Origin of the sequence: Pseudarthrobacter enclensis (assembly GCF_030811655.1) — a bacterium.
In the GTDB taxonomy this organism is placed as follows: Bacteria; Actinomycetota; Actinomycetes; order Actinomycetales; family Micrococcaceae; genus Arthrobacter; species Arthrobacter enclensis_A.
The window spans coordinates 1-17,457 of the sequence record NZ_JAUSRE010000040.1 but is presented as its reverse complement, the minus strand read 5'-3'; the positions used below and the strand labels follow the sequence as shown (position 1 = coordinate 17,457).

15 protein-coding genes are annotated in these 17,457 nt (G+C 65.3%); 3 read left to right on the top strand and 12 right to left on the bottom strand.

From position 1 onward, the window contains the following. Positions 1-297: hypothetical protein (locus tag J2X98_RS21830; RefSeq protein ID WP_307312546.1), on the top strand; the 297-nt coding region annotated here is incomplete at its 5' end. Positions 298-508: 211 nt separating this feature from the next. On the opposite strand, the gene J2X98_RS21825 is transcribed toward J2X98_RS21830, so the two are convergent. Continuing rightward, positions 509-1,234, bottom strand: coding sequence for an excalibur calcium-binding domain-containing protein (locus tag J2X98_RS21825; protein WP_307312543.1), 726 nt, complete (start codon positions 1,232-1,234; stop codon positions 509-511). Positions 1,235-1,302: 68 nt separating this feature from the next. Continuing rightward, entirely contained in the window at positions 1,303-2,496 is a 1,194-nt protein-coding gene (locus tag J2X98_RS21820; protein ID WP_307312540.1) for a GmrSD restriction endonuclease domain-containing protein, read from the bottom strand. Positions 2,497-2,881: 385 nt separating this feature from the next. On the opposite strand from J2X98_RS21820, the gene J2X98_RS21815 reads away from it, so the two are divergent. Further along, a complete protein-coding gene (locus J2X98_RS21815; RefSeq protein WP_307312537.1) occupies positions 2,882-3,280 on the top strand; it encodes a VOC family protein in 399 nt (132 codons plus the stop codon). A gap of 18 nt (positions 3,281-3,298) precedes the next feature. Here the strand turns inward: J2X98_RS21815 and J2X98_RS21810 are convergent, their stop codons facing one another. Genes J2X98_RS21810 through J2X98_RS21795 form a run of 4 tightly spaced genes read right to left on the bottom strand, consistent with a single transcriptional unit; the run spans position 3,299 to position 7,221 of the window. Further along, positions 3,299-4,324 carry a LacI family DNA-binding transcriptional regulator gene (locus J2X98_RS21810; protein WP_307312533.1) on the bottom strand — a complete coding sequence of 342 codons (1,026 nt, stop codon included), beginning with the start codon at positions 4,322-4,324 and terminating at the stop codon, positions 3,299-3,301. Positions 4,325-4,358: 34 nt separating this feature from the next. Next, on the bottom strand, positions 4,359-5,090 hold the full coding sequence (locus tag J2X98_RS21805) for a cupin domain-containing protein (RefSeq protein WP_141943245.1): 732 nt from the start codon (positions 5,088-5,090) through the stop codon (positions 4,359-4,361). Positions 5,091-5,092: 2 nt separating this feature from the next. Beyond that, complete coding sequence (locus J2X98_RS21800; protein ID WP_307312528.1) at positions 5,093-6,067, bottom strand: DUF6807 domain-containing protein; 975 nt, start codon at positions 6,065-6,067, stop codon at positions 5,093-5,095. A 23-nt stretch (positions 6,068-6,090) separates the two neighbouring features. Continuing rightward, entirely contained in the window at positions 6,091-7,221 is a 1,131-nt protein-coding gene (locus tag J2X98_RS21795; RefSeq protein ID WP_307312525.1) for a Gfo/Idh/MocA family protein, read from the bottom strand. A 284-nt stretch (positions 7,222-7,505) separates the two neighbouring features. Between J2X98_RS21795 and J2X98_RS21790 the strand changes: the two genes are divergently transcribed. Next, complete coding sequence (locus J2X98_RS21790; RefSeq protein WP_307312522.1) at positions 7,506-9,884, top strand: glycoside hydrolase family 3 N-terminal domain-containing protein; 2,379 nt, start codon at positions 7,506-7,508, stop codon at positions 9,882-9,884. A 68-nt stretch (positions 9,885-9,952) separates the two neighbouring features. Here J2X98_RS21790 and J2X98_RS21785 read toward each other — a convergent pair whose 3' ends face one another. The 6 genes from J2X98_RS21785 to J2X98_RS21760 form a co-directional block, all read right to left on the bottom strand. Next, positions 9,953-10,648: a DUF624 domain-containing protein gene (locus tag J2X98_RS21785; protein ID WP_307312519.1), complete on the bottom strand. Its 696-nt coding sequence runs from the start codon at positions 10,646-10,648 to the stop codon at positions 9,953-9,955. Positions 10,649-10,679: 31 nt separating this feature from the next. Beyond that, positions 10,680-12,314, bottom strand: coding sequence for an ABC transporter substrate-binding protein (locus J2X98_RS21780; RefSeq protein ID WP_307312515.1), 1,635 nt, complete (start codon positions 12,312-12,314; stop codon positions 10,680-10,682). Positions 12,315-12,320: 6 nt separating this feature from the next. Further along, entirely contained in the window at positions 12,321-13,190 is an 870-nt protein-coding gene (locus J2X98_RS21775) for a carbohydrate ABC transporter permease (protein ID WP_307312548.1), read from the bottom strand. A 113-nt stretch (positions 13,191-13,303) separates the two neighbouring features. Beyond that, positions 13,304-14,284 (bottom strand): ABC transporter permease, encoded by a 981-nt coding sequence (locus J2X98_RS21770; protein ID WP_141943253.1) that lies wholly within the window; start codon positions 14,282-14,284, stop codon positions 13,304-13,306. Between the two features lie 9 nt (positions 14,285-14,293). Continuing rightward, positions 14,294-16,372: a beta-galactosidase gene (locus J2X98_RS21765; RefSeq protein ID WP_307312511.1), complete on the bottom strand. Its 2,079-nt coding sequence runs from the start codon at positions 16,370-16,372 to the stop codon at positions 14,294-14,296. A 340-nt stretch (positions 16,373-16,712) separates the two neighbouring features. Then, on the bottom strand, positions 16,713-17,315 hold the full coding sequence (locus J2X98_RS21760; RefSeq protein ID WP_307312508.1) for an SOUL family heme-binding protein: 603 nt from the start codon (positions 17,313-17,315) through the stop codon (positions 16,713-16,715). Between the last annotated feature and the right edge of the window lie 142 nt (positions 17,316-17,457).

The window sequence follows — 17,457 nt, the reverse complement described above, 5'->3', positions numbered from 1 at the left end:
ACACTATTGAGTTCTCAAACAACAGACACACCCGGCACCACCCAAACCAACGTTCAGGATCGCTCCGGAGCAACTTTTCAAACTTACCCGATCCCACCCGGCTTTGCAAACCACGTTTTCCGCAGTCACACCGTGAAGAACCAGCCCCCACCCACAACAGCACGCCACAAAAGCGAACCATTTTCCAGGCCGTTCAAGAAGGGGGTTTGGCCGCTATCTTTCCGCATCAGCGGCGGCGACTCAGAAAACAATACCCGCACCCACACCCAACCGCAAATCGGCTGTCCAAGGTGCTAGATCCGCGAAATCCAGCGGCGTACAAGGCCGTGGAGCTTCCTACGGGGCTTCCACCGCCAAAATTTTCAGATGTGTGGTGCAGCACATGGGCCCGACTACCTTCCTCCTCCAGATGTGCCCTCCCTGCCGAGAAGCGGGCCGAAGACGAGCGAGCCGCGGATACCCCCAAATTGGAAGCATCCGCGGCTCGTCCCAGTTCTATCGGACTGGACTAACGCTCACAGGCCACTCCGTCACCGTCCCGGTCCAGCGCGGAGCGGTAACCCGGCTGCCCCCTGTACAGCGGCGCAGCGCCAGCAGCCTTGGCGGCCGTGCAGTTGGCGTAGTAAGCAGCCGCGGGCGCAGCAGGAACGGAGACAGGGGCGGGTGCCGGAGCTTGAGCAGCCTGCTGGGCAGCGGCTGCCTGGTCGGCAGCCGCCTGGTCCGTGGCAGCCTTTGCAGCGGCTGCCTGATCAGCGGCGGCTTTATCCGCTGCCGCCTTGTCTGCTGCGGCCTTTGCAGCAGCGGCCTTCTCGGATGCAGCCTTGTCAGCTGCCGCCTTGTCGGCAGCAGCTTTCTCCGCAGCCAGGTCATCGAGGCTCTTGACGCCCAGGCGCACGGGGGACCCCTTCGGCGCCTGTGCACCGGAGGCAGGGTCCTGGGACATGACCTGCCAGTTCTTCTTTATATCGATTGATTTGCCGTGCGCCGTGTCCGCGGCTTCAACCTTGAACCCGAGCTTCTCCAGCTGGTCCGTTGCCTTATCCAGCGTCAGGTTCAAAACACCCGGAACCGTGACCATGTCTGTCGTTGCCGAAACAGAGGTTGCCGTTGCAGTTGCCGTTGGCTGCGTCGCAGCCTGCTTGCCGCCGCAACCGGTCAACATGAGCCCGGCCAGAACTGCCAGGGCCAGCGTCTTCTTCAACCTGCCGGCGGCAGTACTGAACTGTTCTTTCATAATTCCCCCTAGGAATGCATGTGATGGTGGTGAACATTGGGGCCCGGGCGATGCCGGGCGGAAGCCGCCTACTCGCAGGCGATGCCGTCCGAGTCGCGGTCCAGCGCTGATCGGTAGCCCGGTTGGCCGGCGTAGAGCGGGGCAGCTCCGGCTGCCCTCGCGGCCGTGCAGTTGGCGTAGTAGACACCAGCACGTGCGGGAGCAACGGGCGACGGCGCAACCGGAGCCGGAGCAGGAGCGTTAGCTGCGGGTGCCGGTTCGGCAACAACCGGAGCCTGCTGGTTTGTCGGAGCCAGCTGACCGGAACAGTCGCCAAGGACCCGGGCCATCGCGTCGTGCTCGGCCTGGGTGACCCACAGCCTGTACGTCGCCTTCACCGAAATCTGCCGCGCAACGTACTCGCACCGGAAGCCCTTGTTTGGCGGCAGCCAGGTGGCCGCGTCGCCGTCGCCCTTCTTGATGTTGGTGGGCCCGTCGGTGGCCTGCAGATTCAGGGGATCATTGGCGAACGCCATGCGCTGTTCCGGCGTGAGCTGCTGCGCACCCTTTTGCCAGGCGTCACTCAGCGCCACCACATGGTCGATCTGCACGGCACTGCTCGTGGCCGAGCCGCGGACAAAGCTGATGGTGGTGCCGGTGTAAGGATCCGTCAGGGTACCCGACTTCACCTTGCACGCCACACTGTTCGTGTACGCGATATCGGTGAGGTCCCGCTTGAGGATGTCATTGCGGGTATCGCAACCGTTCCGGTCCACGTCCGCCCATGCCTGGCCGAACCGGGCCCGGTCATACCCCGTCTTCGGCGCACGGCCCTTGATGGCAAGGGTGGCCAGCAGGTCGATGGCGTTCGTGGCGTAGGCAGGTTGCTGATTCGGCGCAGCCGCGGTGACGCCGGCGGCCAGGGCATACGGTTTCTCCGGGTCCAGCGGTTCCCCGGATTCCTGAGCCGAGGAAGTTGGCGCGGACGACGGCGATGCCTTGGCTGTTGCGGTCAGGCTCGCACCCGCGGGCCGGACCTTGGCAGTGCTCTCCGAGGACGCGGCTTCAAGGTCCGCGCCGGCAACACGCGGCAGCGCGACCGCACCGGCGGTGAAGAGCGCCAACGATGCGGCGATCGCGAACGCGCCCGCTTTGCGTTTCGCGGGCAGCCAGGCCCAGGAGCGCCGTCCCGTCAGGATGACGTACAGGCCCGTAAGCGCGATCGAAATTCCCAGGAACATCAGGGCACCGCCAAGGCCGCCACTTAATGCTCCGAGAAACATGAACAGAGCGGTGATGCCGGCAACAACAAAAGTTGAAACCCGCGGGTTCCGCGGCGGCTTCGGTGCCGGGGCAGAAGAAGTAAACCCGAAAGGGGTTTGATAATCGGACATTTTTCCCCATTTGGACGGGGCCCGGATGACGGCGCCCCCGCATTTGCCGGGCCTGCTGCTAAGCCCGGCAAAACTCGTCGTGGACGAGCGTATGCCCCATCAGACGCCGGAAACCGTTCCTTAAGGCATCCTCAGCTAACCTTCAGCCAGTCTTGATGGGACCTTGAGGAAAGCCCGTCGCAATCTGGTCCCAACCCTTAACAATTCAAGCCACGGCCCGATGAACGCCGCTGGTGCCGTTCCCCCAGGTCGGCGCGAAGCTAGAGTGGCCCGCATGCAGATGCGCCTTGAAGTTGTACAGGTTCCGGTCTCCGACGTGGACAGGTCCAAAGCGTTCTACACCGAGAAACTGGGCTTCGTCGTGGACCACGATGTGGAACACATCCCAGGCATGCGCGTGGTCCAGTTGACTCCCCCGGGCTCGGCCGCGTCCGTGGTCATCGGCACCGGCATGACCACCATGGCGCCGGGCAGCCTGGAGGGACTGCAGCTGGTAGTTCCGGACATCACGGCGGTGCGGGGCGAGCTGGTCCGTCGCGGCGCTGACATCAGCGAGATCCAGGATCTGGGCGGCGTGCTCTTCGCCTACTTCAGCGATCCCGACGGCAACCGCTGGGTGATGCAGGGACAGACCCGGCAGGACATCCGGGACGCCCACAAAACCCAAGGATGAACCGTCAGGGATGGGGTGCTACTTCGCGGGCGGCGGGGCCGTGGAGCCCCGCACCACCAGCTCCGTGCCAAGCTCGATGCGCTGGGGCAGTTCCTCGTCCCCATCGAGATGGCGGAGCAGCGCCCTCATTGCAGTCTCGGCCATCTGCACTACGGGCTGGCGGATGGTGGTCAGGCCGGGCTCGATCCATTCGGCCGCCGGAATGTCATCAAAACCGATGATGGACAAGTCTTCCGGAATGCGACGGCCGGCAGCGCGCGCAGCCCGGTAGGCACCGAGGGCCTGGCCGTCGTTGCCGGTGAAGATCGCCGTGGGTGGGTCCGGAAGTTCCAGCAGTTTCCGGGTGGCAGCTTCGCCCGCCTCAATGGAGAAGTCGCCCGGAACCATCAAAGCCGGATCCAGGGCAATGCCTGCGCGGCGCAGCGCCGAAATGTAACCGTCCTCGCGGGCGCTGCTGCACTGCAGGTCCTCGCGGCCTCCGATCATGGCGATCCGCCTATGCCCCAACTGCAGCAGGTGCTCTGTTGCCGAGTACCCGCCTTCCCAGTTGGCCGCCCCCACGGTGGTCAGGTCCGGCCCGGGTTGTCCCACGGGATCTATCAGCACTACCGGTATTCCCAGGGACTTCACACGCTGGATCTGCTTGGCATCCAACTGGTACACAGCCATCAGCAGGCCGTCGGATTTCCGCTCGGCGAGGTTCGCCAGCCAGGGCCGGATGCGCGAGCCGTCCAGGCTCAGGCTGCTGACGACAGTCCCGTACCCGGCATCCTGCGCCACCCGTTCAACGCCCTCGATGATTTCCAGCGCCCACTCTGAACCCAGGCCCGGGAACACCAGGTCCACCAGTCCGGCCTTCTGCCTGCGCTTGGCGGGCCGCCGAGCGTAGTCGCGCCTGGCAATGATTTCCTCCACCCGCGCCCGGGTCTCCGCCGCCACATGCGCGTGCCCATTCAACACCTTGGACACCGTGGGAACGGAAACTCCTGCCTCCCGGGCAATCTCGCTGATCGTCGCTCGCCTGGTGTCCTGCTTGCTCACCACCGGAACCGCCCTTTCACCCGGGACGCGCCCGGTGCTAGTTATCGGAAAGTTCCCACGTCTGGATCCGGCCGCACATGCCGTAGATTCTGCGGTTTTCCCGTTTTCCCATCGTAGTTCGCGCGTTCCCCAGATGGAAACTTTCTGCCATGTCGAGGGAAGCAAGCTGCTGCCGCGTAAGTTCGGCCTGCCGGGCGGCTCCCGCTGCCACCATGTCGGCCCACGCTGCGGTGCTGCGGGACACCAGCCGGGCCGCCGCCGCGTGGAACCCCGCAAGTGCTGACGGCCCGGAGACCCGCACAGCCTCTTTCAGCGCGAAGTACCCTTCCAAAGCCAGATCACGACGGCGGCGGGCGGCTTCCTCTCCGGCCGCCAGTCCGGCGTCGGCATCCTTGTGCTCCAGGGCGGCTGCGCGTCGGTAGCGGTCAATGTCCCCGAGATGCTCCGGCGGGAAAGTCATCACAGCGTCGCCATGTTCGGGAAGTCCGGCGTTCTGCATCACCACCAGGATCTTCAGGTCGCCCGAGTCGTTGATGGCGCGGTGCACGGTGCCGGGCGTAAACCACAGCACCGCTCCCGGTTCCAGCGGACTGGATGTGAATCCGCGTGAGTCCAGGGTTTCCAGCCGGCCGGATCCCTCAAGCACCACATACGCTTCGGTAGACGCCGTGTGCAGGTGCGGTGACCCTCCGGCTGCTCCGTCGGCCCCGGGCCAGTCGTAGACGCTGATCTCGGAAAGGCCGGTGGCACCCGGGAACGAAGAAACCACGCTCACCGCCAGCTGCGGAGCGCCGCCTCTGCGGCACCGGCCAGGGCCGCGGCACGCGGGGCGTCCACTCCGCCGTCGGCAATCACCACCGCATAGCGGTAGGTGAGCGGCGAGCCCTCCCGCAGCGGCACTTCCGCACTGAAAAATGGTGCCGAGCCCAGGCAGGCGAACATGGAGGACCTTGCAAACCATTGGTTGGGCGCCCCGGGGTTGGAACTGTCCTCCACGAACGCGATCGTTGAGGACCGGCAGGTGCCGTCATGCTTGCCGGTGAAGGCGATCCACGGCGACCGGGTGCCCATGAACTCATCGGTCCCGGTGGCGTCCTGGCTGCGGAACTCTCCACCGGTGAAGGACCGGGGACCGCGCCAGAAGAGGCCGCCGTAGCCGGCATTCTCCCTCCCTTCGGTGGTGGGACTGCCGATCCGGAGGTCCGTGCCGGAGACGTTGCTCATCCTTGATTCGAAAAGTATGGCGTAGGCGCCGGCGGTACCGCCGGCGCTCTCGTCCTCCAGGAGCTGGATGCTGAACCGGCGGCTCTCCGCAATGACCGGCCCTCCTTCCTGGGACGTCCAGGTGAGTGACTCAGAGGCAGTGATGCCCGTGCCGGACTGGTCGATTCCCGTGAAGGATTCGTGGGTCATGGCGCCGTTGTTGTCCAGGTTGGCGTATTCCGTGGCCCGCGTATAGGTGGCCCCGCCCCAGAAGTTGTGCGGCCCTACGTTGGGGAGCGCCCAGGACAGCCCCTTGTGCCAGACGTGGTCCCAGGGACGGGAAATGGTGACCTCATCGCCGCCCAGGGTGGTGAGCGGATGGAAGAACGGGCGCGGGCTTTCGTACTGGTCGTCGGTCGGCTTGTAGGTATAGGTGGCGATGGGGCGTCCGTCCGCGGTGAAGGTGAGGGCGGTGCCGTCATCCTCAAAGCTGAGCCTGGCGGTGGAGACGGGAGACGGAGCGGTGGCTGAAGATGTGGTCACGAAGGGTCCTTTGGAAGTGGAAATCAAACGGCGGTATCGACGGCGGTCCGGTTCAGGGCCGTGGCGTCCAGGACGCGGGTGCCCAGGCCGTCGCCGTCCATGCCGCCGTAAAAGGGATGGCCGGGAACGATCTGTCCGCGGCGTACCGGCTGCCCGGTAAAGGCGGAGGCGTAAATGGCGGCAGCGAGCTCCAGCGTCTGTCTCGCTGAGTCTGCGCCGGCTGGAAGGGGACGGCCGGCGTCGAGAGCGTCATACATGGCCAGGAACTGCGCGGAGTGGCCGCTGCCCTGTTCCAGGGGCCGGGATGTCCATGCTGCGGTGACCTCGTCCTCGTGGCCGGGCGCCCCGGTAACGGTCCAGTTGTCCATGCTGTAGCCGTAAAGGTGGCTCAGTTCCACGGTGGCGTACTCGCAGTCAATCCGGATGTCCGAGGTTTCCCGTGGCGACAGCAGCGAGTTGATCATGGTGGCCACCGCGCCGCTGCGGAACCGGACCAGGGCGGCGGACAGGTCCTCAGTGGATGTGGCGCGCGCCTGCCGTCCGGCAACCGCGGTCACCTCCTCCCAGGGACCCATCAGGTGCAGGAGCAGATCGAACTGGTGGATGCCGTGGCCCATGGTCGGTCCACCGCCCTCGGCGTTCCAGGTGCCACGCCACGGCAGATCCCAGTAGCTGTCCGGACGGTACCAGAGGGTGTCGCACCGGGCCACCAGGGGCCGACCGAATTCCGATCCTCCGATCAGGTGCCTGGCCGCGGCGGATGCGTCCCCGAACCGGTGCTGGAATACGCAGGAGAACTGGGCGCCGCCCGTGGCCTGCGCCGTTTCCAGCCGGTCGAAGTCCGCCAGGCTGAGGGCCGGGGGCTTCTCGGAGAGAACATGGACACCAGCCTCCAGGCATTCGATGGCTTGGTCGATGTGGAACATGGGCGGGGTGCAGAGGTGGACGATGTCAGGCTTGGCTCCTGCCAGCAGTTCGGCCAGGGTGAGGTATGTGGCGGGGATGCCGTGTTTACCGGCAAAGTCATCCAGCCTGCCCTGGTCCACGTCGCAGGCGGCCACGAGTTCGGCCCGGCCGCCCGTCCGCGCCAGGTTGTCCGCGTGCACAGCAGCGATCCCGCCGGTGCCCACTATGGCCACTTTGTACGTCTGCATGTTCTCTCCGTCGTTGCAGTGAAGGTATTGCCGTGAAGTTGTTGCCGCAGCGCCATCCGGCCTTCTGTATGCCAGGGGCTGCGGTTGACCCCGGGCTACCCTGACGTCGCGAGAAACTTTCTGTATCCAAGTCGAAGTTTCCGGCTGATGCGCGACGCCATAGTCCGGGCCTTGCTCCAACCGTAGGAAGGTTTGGATTCCAGAGTCAAGGCTTTTGCACCTAGAAACTAAACATAAGTTTCTGATACTTTCTTAGAAACTTCTTCCGATCCTAGGAGACGCCCGTGACCAGCGGTGCCGCCGAAAAGCCAGCCTTCACCCCGCCCCCGGCCGGCGATGAGCCCGCTGCCGCCGTCGAACGCCTTTCCATCGACGAGCTGGTGCGGCACATGACGCTGGAGGAAAAGCTGGCCCAGCTGGTGGGTGTGTGGGTGAATGCTTCCACTGAGGGCGACTCGGTGGCCCCATTGCAGAATGAGATGGCCGGCGACGCCCGCTCCTGGGACGACGTGATCTCGGCAGGCCTTGGCCAGATCACCCGCATGTACGGGACGGTTCCGCTGGAGCCGCTCGAAGGGGCGCGCCGGCTGGCCGCCGCGCAGGAGCAGATCATGGCCGCTTCACGGTTTCGTATCCCCGCGCAGGTGCATGAGGAATGCCTTGCCGGGCTGGCCGCCTGGAAAGCAACGGCCTTTCCCGTACCCCTGGCATGGGGCGCCACCTTCAACCCGGCACTGGTGCGCCGGATGGCTGGCCTGATAGGCGCCCAGATGCGGGAACTTGGTGTCCACCAGGGCCTGGCACCGGTGCTGGATGTGGTGCGCGACCTCCGCTGGGGCCGGGTGGAGGAAACCATTGGCGAGGACCCCTACCTGGTGGGCACCGTGGCAAGCTCCTACGTCCAAGGGCTGGAAGCGGCAGGAATCGTGGCCACCCTCAAGCACTTCGTGGGCTACTCCGCCTCACGCGCCGGGCGGAACCACGCGCCGGTCTCCATGGGCCCCCGGGAGCTCGCGGACGTGATGCTGCCTCCGTTCGAGCTGGCCATCAAGGAGGGCGGGGCCCGCTCCGTGATGCACGCCTACACGGACACCGACGGCGTCCCCGCCGCGGCCAACCGCGCCCTGCTGACCTCCCTGCTGCGCGACGAGTGGGGCTTCGCCGGGACAGTAGTGGCGGACTACTTCGGCATCGCGTTCCTCAACGCCACGCACGGTATCGCCGCCGATTCCGGGGAGGCTGCAGCTCTCGCGTTGGCAGCGGGCGTCGACGTGGAGCTGCCCACGGTGAACTGCTACGGCACGCCCCTGCTTGAGCGCGTGCGCTCCGGCGAGGTCCCCGAATCCCTGGTGGACACTGCACTCCTGCGGGTGCTCCGGCAGAAGCAGGAAGCCGGGCTGCTCTCGCCGGGCTTCGACCCCGCTCCCCCGGCCCTGGCTGCCGGCGCCATCGACCTTGACCCGGCGGCCCACCGGGTACTGGCCCGGGAGATCGCGGCACAGTCACTGGTGCTGCTGACCAACAGGACGCACGACGACGCGCCAAGCCTGCCGCTGCCTGCGGCGGCTTTGGCGTCGCTGGGCGTCGTGGGGCCGCTGGCGCAGGACCCGTTCGCCATGCTTGGCTGCTATTCCTTTGACGCCCACGTGGGCGCGTCCCATCCCGAGGTGCCCATGGGCATCCGGGTTCCCACCGTGGCCGGTGCTGCGGCCGGGCGCTTTGGCCACATCCGGACCGCGGCCACGGGAACGTGCGAGGCCATCAGCGAGGAGCAGATCCTGGAGGCCGCCCGGATCGCGTCAGTCGTGGATACCTGCGTGATCGTGGTGGGTGACAACGCGGGCCTCTTTGGCCGCGGTACCTCCGGCGAAGGCAACGATGCCGCCGACCTGCGGCTCCCCGGCGACCAGCACCGCATGCTGGAACAGGTCCTCACCGCGGCCAACGCTGCCGGGACGCGGACCGTCGTCGTGGTCCTCAGTGGCCGGCCCTACGCCCTGGGCGACTTCGCAGGCAGGGCCGGGGCAATCGTCCAGGGGTTCTTCCCGGGCGAGGAGGGCGCCGAGGCGCTGTGGGACGTCCTGACCGGGGCTGTGAGCCCCTCCGGCAAGCTGCCCGTCTCCGTGCCGCGGACCTCCGGCGGACAACCCGGCACCTACCTGCACAGCCGCCTGGCCGGACCCTCCGGCGTCAGCGCGCTGGACCCATCGCCGCTGTTCGCTTTTGGCCATGGCCTGTCCTACACGACCTTTGAATATTCCTGCCATACGGCCAGCGAGCCGACCATAACGACGTCGGGCGCCGTCACCGTGGGATGCACGGTGGCCAATACGGGCCCGGTTGACGGGGCGGAAGTGGTGCAGCTGTACCTCGAGGACCCCGTAGGCGAGGTGGTCCGCCCTGTCCGGGAACTGATCGGCTACGCCCGGGTGGAACTTGCTGCCGGCGCATCGGCCCGGGTGGAGTTCACGGTGCACGCGGACCGGACGTCCTTCACCGGAGTGGACCTGAAACGGGTGGTGACCCCGGGCCTGGTGAAGCTGCACGTTTCGACATCCAGCAGCCAGGACATCCACACCCACGAATTCATCCTGCACGGCGGGCGCCGCGTGGTGGGCTTTGACCGGGAGATGCTGACACCGGTGACAGTGACGCTGAGCTAGCCAACCGGGAGCCCGAAGGCCGCGCCGGAATTTCCGGCGCGGCCTTCGGGCTTCTTGTCCGTGCCCGGCTAGGCTGCCGTGAATTTCTCCTCAACCAGTACCAGCAGCGGGCGGGAGTTCAGGCACACCAGGAACACCACTGCCCCGGCGAGCAGCGGCAGCAAGTACGTGGTGGTCATCAGCAGCAGGGTGCCGGTGACGAACAGGATGCCGGCGTTGCCCAGTGAGGCCCGCTTCCTGGCACTGAAGCTGTACAGGGAGAGCCGGTGAAGGTCCCGGGCCCGGAACGAGAACCGGGACAGCAACAGCAGCGCCTGCAGGCCCGCGGTGGCCACGAGCAGTGCGAGGACCAGCAATGCCAGCCGGAGCGCCGGCGCGGCCGGCCCGAGCGACGGCAGCCCCGCGAGGTTGACCGCAATGACGGCCAGGACCAGCAGGTACGGCAGCCACACCTGCAGGGCCTGGCCCACATTCATCCGGTAGCCGCGGACGAAGTCCCGGTACACCTGGCCCTCATGCGCGCCAAGCATCCGGTTGAACGCGTACATGCACGCCACCAGGGCGGGACCGGCCGGAACGAGCGCCGGCAGGACCAGCCAAAACCCAGTGAACGGGGCCGCCAGCAGTGCCGCCACCGGCAGCACATTGGCAAGCACCAGCAGGGCAGAGCCCGTCATCACGCCCGCCACGGTGCCGGCCGCCCTGAACAGGGGGCCGGCACCGTACTCCGCCTTCTTCTGAACCACCATCTGCCTTCCGGTCACCGCGGCAGGCCAGGTGCCGCCGTCGTCCGCCCTACTTCTTGTCCGCGTAGGCCTTGTACGCCTTGTTGGCCAAATCTACATACTTGCCCATGCCCTTGCTGTCCAGCTCCTTGACGTAGGCATCGAACTCGGAGAGGGGCCGTTGCCCGGTAATGAACTTGAGCGTGTTCTGCTTGACGTGGTCCTTGAGCGGGGTAAGCGTCAGCGTGGCCTGCTCCCGGTCGGCGTCGCTGAACGGCACCGGCGGCGCCACCGGCTTGGGCGTCTTGCTCTTCATGGCCTTTTGGAACGCCAGTTCCTCGTCGTTGAAGGTGGACTGCAACAGGTCTGTGGTGCCGCCGTAGGAGAAGTTGCCGCCGGAGAAGCCGTAATCCACACGCAGGTCCTTGGTGCCGCCCGGGTTCAGGCCCTGGAAGTTGATGTCCTTGGCCAGGACCCGCTTGCCGCCCTCCTTGTTGTACGTGGTGCCCTGCACGCCCCACTTGGAGAACTCCTGGCCGGCGTCGCTGTAGAACAGCCAGTCGATGTACTGCATCAGCGCAACAAAGCTGTCCTTGTCCTTGACGGACGAGTTGAGCATGATGCCGTTTTCCAGCCGGGAACCGCCGATGACGTCGCCCGCGGGGCCGCCCGGGACGGTGATCTTGCGGACCGCGAAGTTGCCCTTGCCCAGCGACTGCTCCATGGACGTGCGGTAGGTAATGATGTTCTGCGAGTTGGCGCTGATCACGAACGACTTCCCGGAGGTGAACTTCTGGATGGCCGCGTCGTCGCTCTGGGTGAAGCTTTCCGGGTCCATCAGGCCCTCGGAGACCAGGGAGTTGAAGTAGGTCACCAGGTCCTTGAACTGGCTGGAGGCCGAGCCGAAGGTGAATTCCTTCTTGGTGTCGTCGAAGGTCAGCCCGTCCACCAGGCCCCACCCGGCAACCGTGCCGTAGGCGGTGCCGGCAATGTTGAGCACGCTGTTGCCGTTGAAGCGGTCGGAGAAAGGCACCACGTCCGGGTGGTTCTTCTTAAGCTTGCGCAGCACCTCGCGGAACTCGTCCCAGGTCTTGGGCTCGGCGATGCCGTCCTTCTCCAGCACGTCCGTGCGGAACGCCAGGGTGTAGTCGGGCCACAACTCCTCATGCAGGCCAGGGAGGACATAGTACTTGCCGTCCGCCTGGGTGAGGCCGGCGATCTCCGGCTCCAGCTTCCACTTCTTGACCTTGTCCCGGTAGTGGGGCATGAGGTCCACGTAGTCGCTGACCGGAAGGACCGCGCCGGAGGACACATAGGCGCTCTCCTGGCCGGGGTAGGTCTTGGCGATAATCTCGGGCGCCTTGCCGGAGCTGATCAGGAGGCTGCGCTTCTGCTCGTAGTCGCTGCTGGGGACGATGGTGGGCTGCAGCGTGACGTTGTTGTCGCTGGCCATCTTGGTGAACAGCAGCCAGTCCTTCTTGTACGGGTAGGTGGGCTGGTCACTGAAGAGGAACGTGAAGCTCAGCGGCGCCGTCGCCTTGAACGTGTCGCCCACGCCGAAGCTGTCCATCGCACCGTTGCGGGCCTTTGAGGTGTCCACCTTGCTGCCGGAATCTGAGTCGCACCCGGCCATCACCAGGCCGAAGGCTGCGAGTGCTGACAGGCCGAGGAAGTCTCGTCTGCGGATCATGGGTTTTCCTTTCATAACGGGTTATTCCTTGACGGAGCCGAGCATGACGCCCGAAAAGAAGTACTTCTGGACGAACGGGTAGACGCACAGGATGGGAATGACGGTGAGCACGATGGTCACCGACTGGATGTTGGCCGCAATCTGGCCCACGTTCTCGGCCGTGCCGCCGGCGGAGCCCGCGGTGGTGACGCCGGCAATCATGTTGCGGAGGTAGATGGTCACCGGAAACAGGTCCGGGTTGTCCAGGTAGAGGAACGCCTGGAACCAGGAGTTCCAGTTGGCCACGGCGTAGAACAGCACCATGGTGGCCACGATGGCCTTGCTCAGCGGCAGCACCACCTTGAACAGGACGCCGTACTGGGTGAGGCCGTCGATGGCGGCCGCCTCCTCCAGTTCCCGCGGCATGTTCTCGAAGAACGACTTCATGATCAGCAGGTTGAAGACGCTGATGGCGTTGGGCAGCACCACAGCCCACAGGGTGTCCCGCATGCCCAGCGAGGTGATGAGCACGTAGTTGGGGATCAGGCCGCCGTTGAAGAACATGGTGAATACGGCGATGCCGATGAACACGCTGCGGCCCTTGAGCTCCTTCTTGGCAATCGCGTAGGCGAAACTGGTGGTCAGCACCATGGAGATGGCCGTGGCCACCACGGTGTACAGGACGGTGTTGCCGTAATTCCGCCAGAACACCGGGTCCGCCAGGATCAACTGGTAGGTCTCGGTGTTGAACCCCAGCGGGAACAGGTTGACCTGGCCGGCGTTGATGAACCCTTCGCTGGAGAAGCTCTGGGCCAGGATGTTCAGGAACGGGTACACCGTCAGGAACACCACCACCAGCAGGAAGGCCAGGTTCACCACCCGGAACACCCGCATGCTGCGGGACACCTTCATGTCCTTGACCAGGACTCCGGTGTCCTTCCGTGCCGGTTTCACCGGGCCCTCTTTCACCTGGCCGTTTTTCGCTGCCGGCTCTTTCACTGCGGTCCCTTTCACGGTGGCCCCTTTCACCACAGGCTCGTTCCGGCGAGCCGTTTGGAGATGGCGTTCGCGGAGAGGATCAGCGTGAGGCCGATGACGGATTCGAACATGCCGATCGCGGCCGCATAGCTGAAGTTGGAGGATTCCAGGCCAACCCGGTACAGGTAGGTGGAGATGACATCCGAGGTCTGGTAGTTGAGCGGGTTGTAGATCAGCAGGATCTTCTCGAAGCCCACGGCCATGAACGTGCCGATGTTCAGGATCAGCAGCGTGATGATGGTGGGCCGGATGGCCGGGAGGGTCACGTGCCAGGTCTGCTGCCACCGGTTGGCGCCGTCGATCCGGGCAGCCTCATACAGAGACTCGTCCACCCGGGTCAGTGCGGCCAGGTAAAGGATGGCGCCCCAGCCCATGGTCTGCCACACCTCGGAGCTGATGTACATGGGCCGGAACCAGGCCGCGTCCTGCGTGAAGTTCACTGTGGTGCCAAACACCGTGTTGGCGATCTGGTTCACCGTGCCGGTCATGGAGAAGTTCTGCAGGATCATGCCGGCGATGATCACCACGGACATGAAGTGCGGCAGGTACGCCACGGTCTGGACAAACTTCTTGAACTTCTGCGAGCGCAGCTCGTTGAGCATCAGCGCAAAGATGATGGGCATGGGGAAGCAGAACAGCAGCGTCAGCACGCCCAGGATGATGGTGTTCTGGAATGCCTGCCAGAAGCTGGGGTCGTTGATGAACAGGGTGACGTACTTCAGCCCCACCCACTTCTCGCCGAAGATGCTGCCGCCGGGCTGGAACTGCCGGAACGCGATGACGTTGCCGGCCATGGGCAGGTACCGGAAGATGGCGAAGTAGGCCAACGGCAGCAGCACCAGCGTATAGAGCCGCCAGTCGCGCTTGATGGCCAGCTTCCAGCCGCCGGGCTTGTTCCGGGGTTTTTCCTTGCTGCCGGGTTGGTCTGCGGTGACCGCCTCGGGAGGTACTTCCAATCGCATGGCCATAACTGCCTCCTACCGGCCGGTTTCTGCGTGTGTGCGTACGTGTTCTTCAGCTGCCTCTTCCAGGACCAGGACCCCGTTGGCGGCAAGTTCCACGGCCCCGGTGATGCGGGTCCGGGTGAGCACGTCCGTGCCGCCTGCCCCGACGTCCACCCGGGCGGGTGCGTCGTTGTGGTTGAGGACCAGCAGGTAGCTGCGTCCGTCGCCCGTACGACGCCGGGCCTGCACTCCCAGCGGGGCGTCCAGTTCCGGGCGGATCCCGGCAGCAGTCCGTTCGGCGTCGAGCAGTTCCTCCAGGAAGGTGTTGTCCACCCTGGCCGAGAGGTAAACGGCGGTGCCGCGGCCGAAGCTGTTGCGGGTCACGGCCGGCGAGCCGGCCAGCCTGCCCGAGGCGTAGCTGGCCAGCACGTCCGCCGAGGTGGTGTGCAGGTGCTCAGTCCAGTACCCAGCTGAGGCCGTGCCGCCGTCGGCCGTTGAAAGCTTTACTGTCTCGGCATCCGCGGCGAGCGGGTGCAGCTCCTCGCTCCACGCGCCCAGGACGTTGCGGAGGGCGCCCGGGTAGCCGCCCAGCCGGATGGTGTTGTCCTGGTCCACGATGCCGGAGAGGTAGCTGGCCACCAGGCGGCCGCCCCCGGCCACGTACTCCTCGATGTTCCGTGCGGCATCGTCGGTGAGGAGATAGCTCGCGGGCAGGACCACCAGGCTGTAATGGTGGAGGTCGCTGGTGGTGTCCACGAAGTCCACGGTGATGTTGGCGTCGAAGAAGGGCCGGTACAGGCGGAGGACTTCCTGCGCGTAGTTCAGGTCCGAGCGGGGCGAGTTGCCCAGTTCCAGGGCCCACCAGCAGTCCCAGTCGAAGACGAGTGCCACTTTGGCAGTGGAACGGGCGCCGGTGATTCCTGCCAGGTTCTTCAGTTCGCGGCCCAGTTCGCAGACCTCCCGGAAAACGCGGGTGTCCGGGCCGGCGTGGTTGACCATGCCGGAGTGGAAGCGTTCGGTGCCGCCCTTGGCCTGGCGCCACTGGAAGAAGAGGATGGAATCGGCTCCCTGCGCGATTGCCTGGTAGGAGCCCAGGCGCATCTTGCCGGGGAGCTTGGAGACGTTGACGGACCATTGGCTGACGGCTGCGGTGGCTTGTTCCATCACCAGCCAGGGCTGGCCCTTCCGCAGTGAGCGCATCAGATCGAAGTTGAGGGCGGCGGCAACGTGGGCGTCTTCTTCACGCGGGTCCGGGTAAATGTCCAGCGCCGCGGCGTCTTCCTCGGCGGCCCAGGCCCAGTAGTCGTTGTTCTTGTAGAAGCGCATGAAGTTGGTGACGACGGGCAGGTCCGACGTGTGCCGGCGCAGGATGTCGCGCTCGGCCTTGTAGTGCGCCAGCATGCTGTCCGAGGTGAACCGGTGGTAATCCAGGCGCCGGGACGGGTTGGACCAGGTGCGGGGCTGGGCCGGTGCGTTAACCTGTGCCCAGTCGGAGTAGACCTGGCCCCACACATCCGTGCTCCAGGCCCGGTTCAGTTCGTCCAGGTTGCCGTACTTCGCCTGCAACCATTCCCGGAAGGCGCGGTCCGCGTGCGGCCCGTAGGAGACGGGGCCGTACTCGTTATTGACGTGCCACATGCACAGGGCGGGATGGGCGGCATACCGCTCCCCCATCTTCTCCGCCATCGCAAGGGACTTTGCCCGGTAGGCGGGGTGGGAAACGTCGAAGTGCTGGCGGGAGCCGAAGCCGAAGGTGCTGCCGTCCGCCAGGACGGGAAGGATGTCCGGGTGCCGGGCAATCAGCCACGCCGGCGGGACGGCATCCGGGGTGGCAAGGTCCACACCGATGCCGTTCGCGTGCAGCAGGTCCATGATCTCGTCCAGCCACCCGAAGTCATAGACGCCGTCTGCCGTTTCCAGCCGGCTCCAGGAGAAGACGGCAAGGGTGACCAGGTTGACGCCCGCTTCCTTCATGAGGCGCACGTCCTCGTCCCACACTGCGCGCGGCCACTGTTCCGGGTTGTAGTCACCCCCGTACGCGATACCACCAAGCCGCTCATGCAGGCGCTTAAGCCGGTGTTCGGGAGTATGGGTGCGTTGCTCGCTGGTCATCATCGTCCTTTGGTTGGCATGTTGGCCGCGGGCTCCCCACCAGTGCGACCTGCATCACAAAGAGAAACTATCGTAAACTTTCAGCAATAACAACAGGGGTGGGCAAAGTGGGAGGAGGCTTCTATTCAAGCTGCCACAAGGGATGAGCACGCTAACAGGCTAGGCTGCGCCTGACTTTGCTCGCTCGCCTGGCAATCGAGGAAAACGCCATAACGCGGCTTTTCGGCAGCAGAGGGAAAGTATCGGACCAGCAGCCCGGACGTCACGAAAGAAGACGCCTAACGCGAGCGGAAGTTTCCGGAAAGCCTGTAAAGGTGGGCAGGGATTGCCTGCGGTGCGCTCAGGCGCGTGGCCCAGCGTCGCCAGAATCGGACCCGACGACGTCCTGGACGACTTCGTTGTGGCGCAGGAACCACGGCTTGAAGGGTGGGTCGAAGCGGGCATACCGGGGAGCTCCCACCGGGGTGAGCCCGGCAAGTTTCAAAGCCGCCTGCAGCCCGGTGTTGTGCCGCTGGAAGGCTAACGCAGAGCCGCCACCGGAAAACCCCATGACCGCGGCAAGGGAACCTGGTACGGCCCGCACCTTGACCTTCGGATCGTTGGGCACCGGAGCATCTTCAGCCGTATTCCCGGCAGGCAGGACGAAAGCCACCGAATACCCGCCTGGCTTCCCGCTGTCGGGCGTCGGCCCACTTTGCAGCACCGGGGTGGTCATGGCCAGCTTCTGCGGCCCCTGCTCCTGAATCACCGGCGCAGTCATGGCGATCTTCTGGCGCGCCGTGTTGCTGCCGCTGATGTAGTTGAAGAGATAACGGAAGGCGGCATTGCCGGCGCGGTCGAAATCCGCAGCCACCGTCACTTCGGCCACGACATAGTCCGGATACCGGCGGAGTTCAAAGTGCGGATAGCGCCGGACCAACTCGAAAGGCTGCTGTTCAGTCATGGTGCTCAGAGCCTACGCCGATGGGGCCGCAGCAGCCAGAGCCGTAACGCCCCCGTTACCTTTTTCGTAGCCCGTTCCTGTTGCAGGATGAGGGTGTGTTGGCCGGTCGGTCCCGGCATGGTTTCTGCCCCCAGTCGTTTCA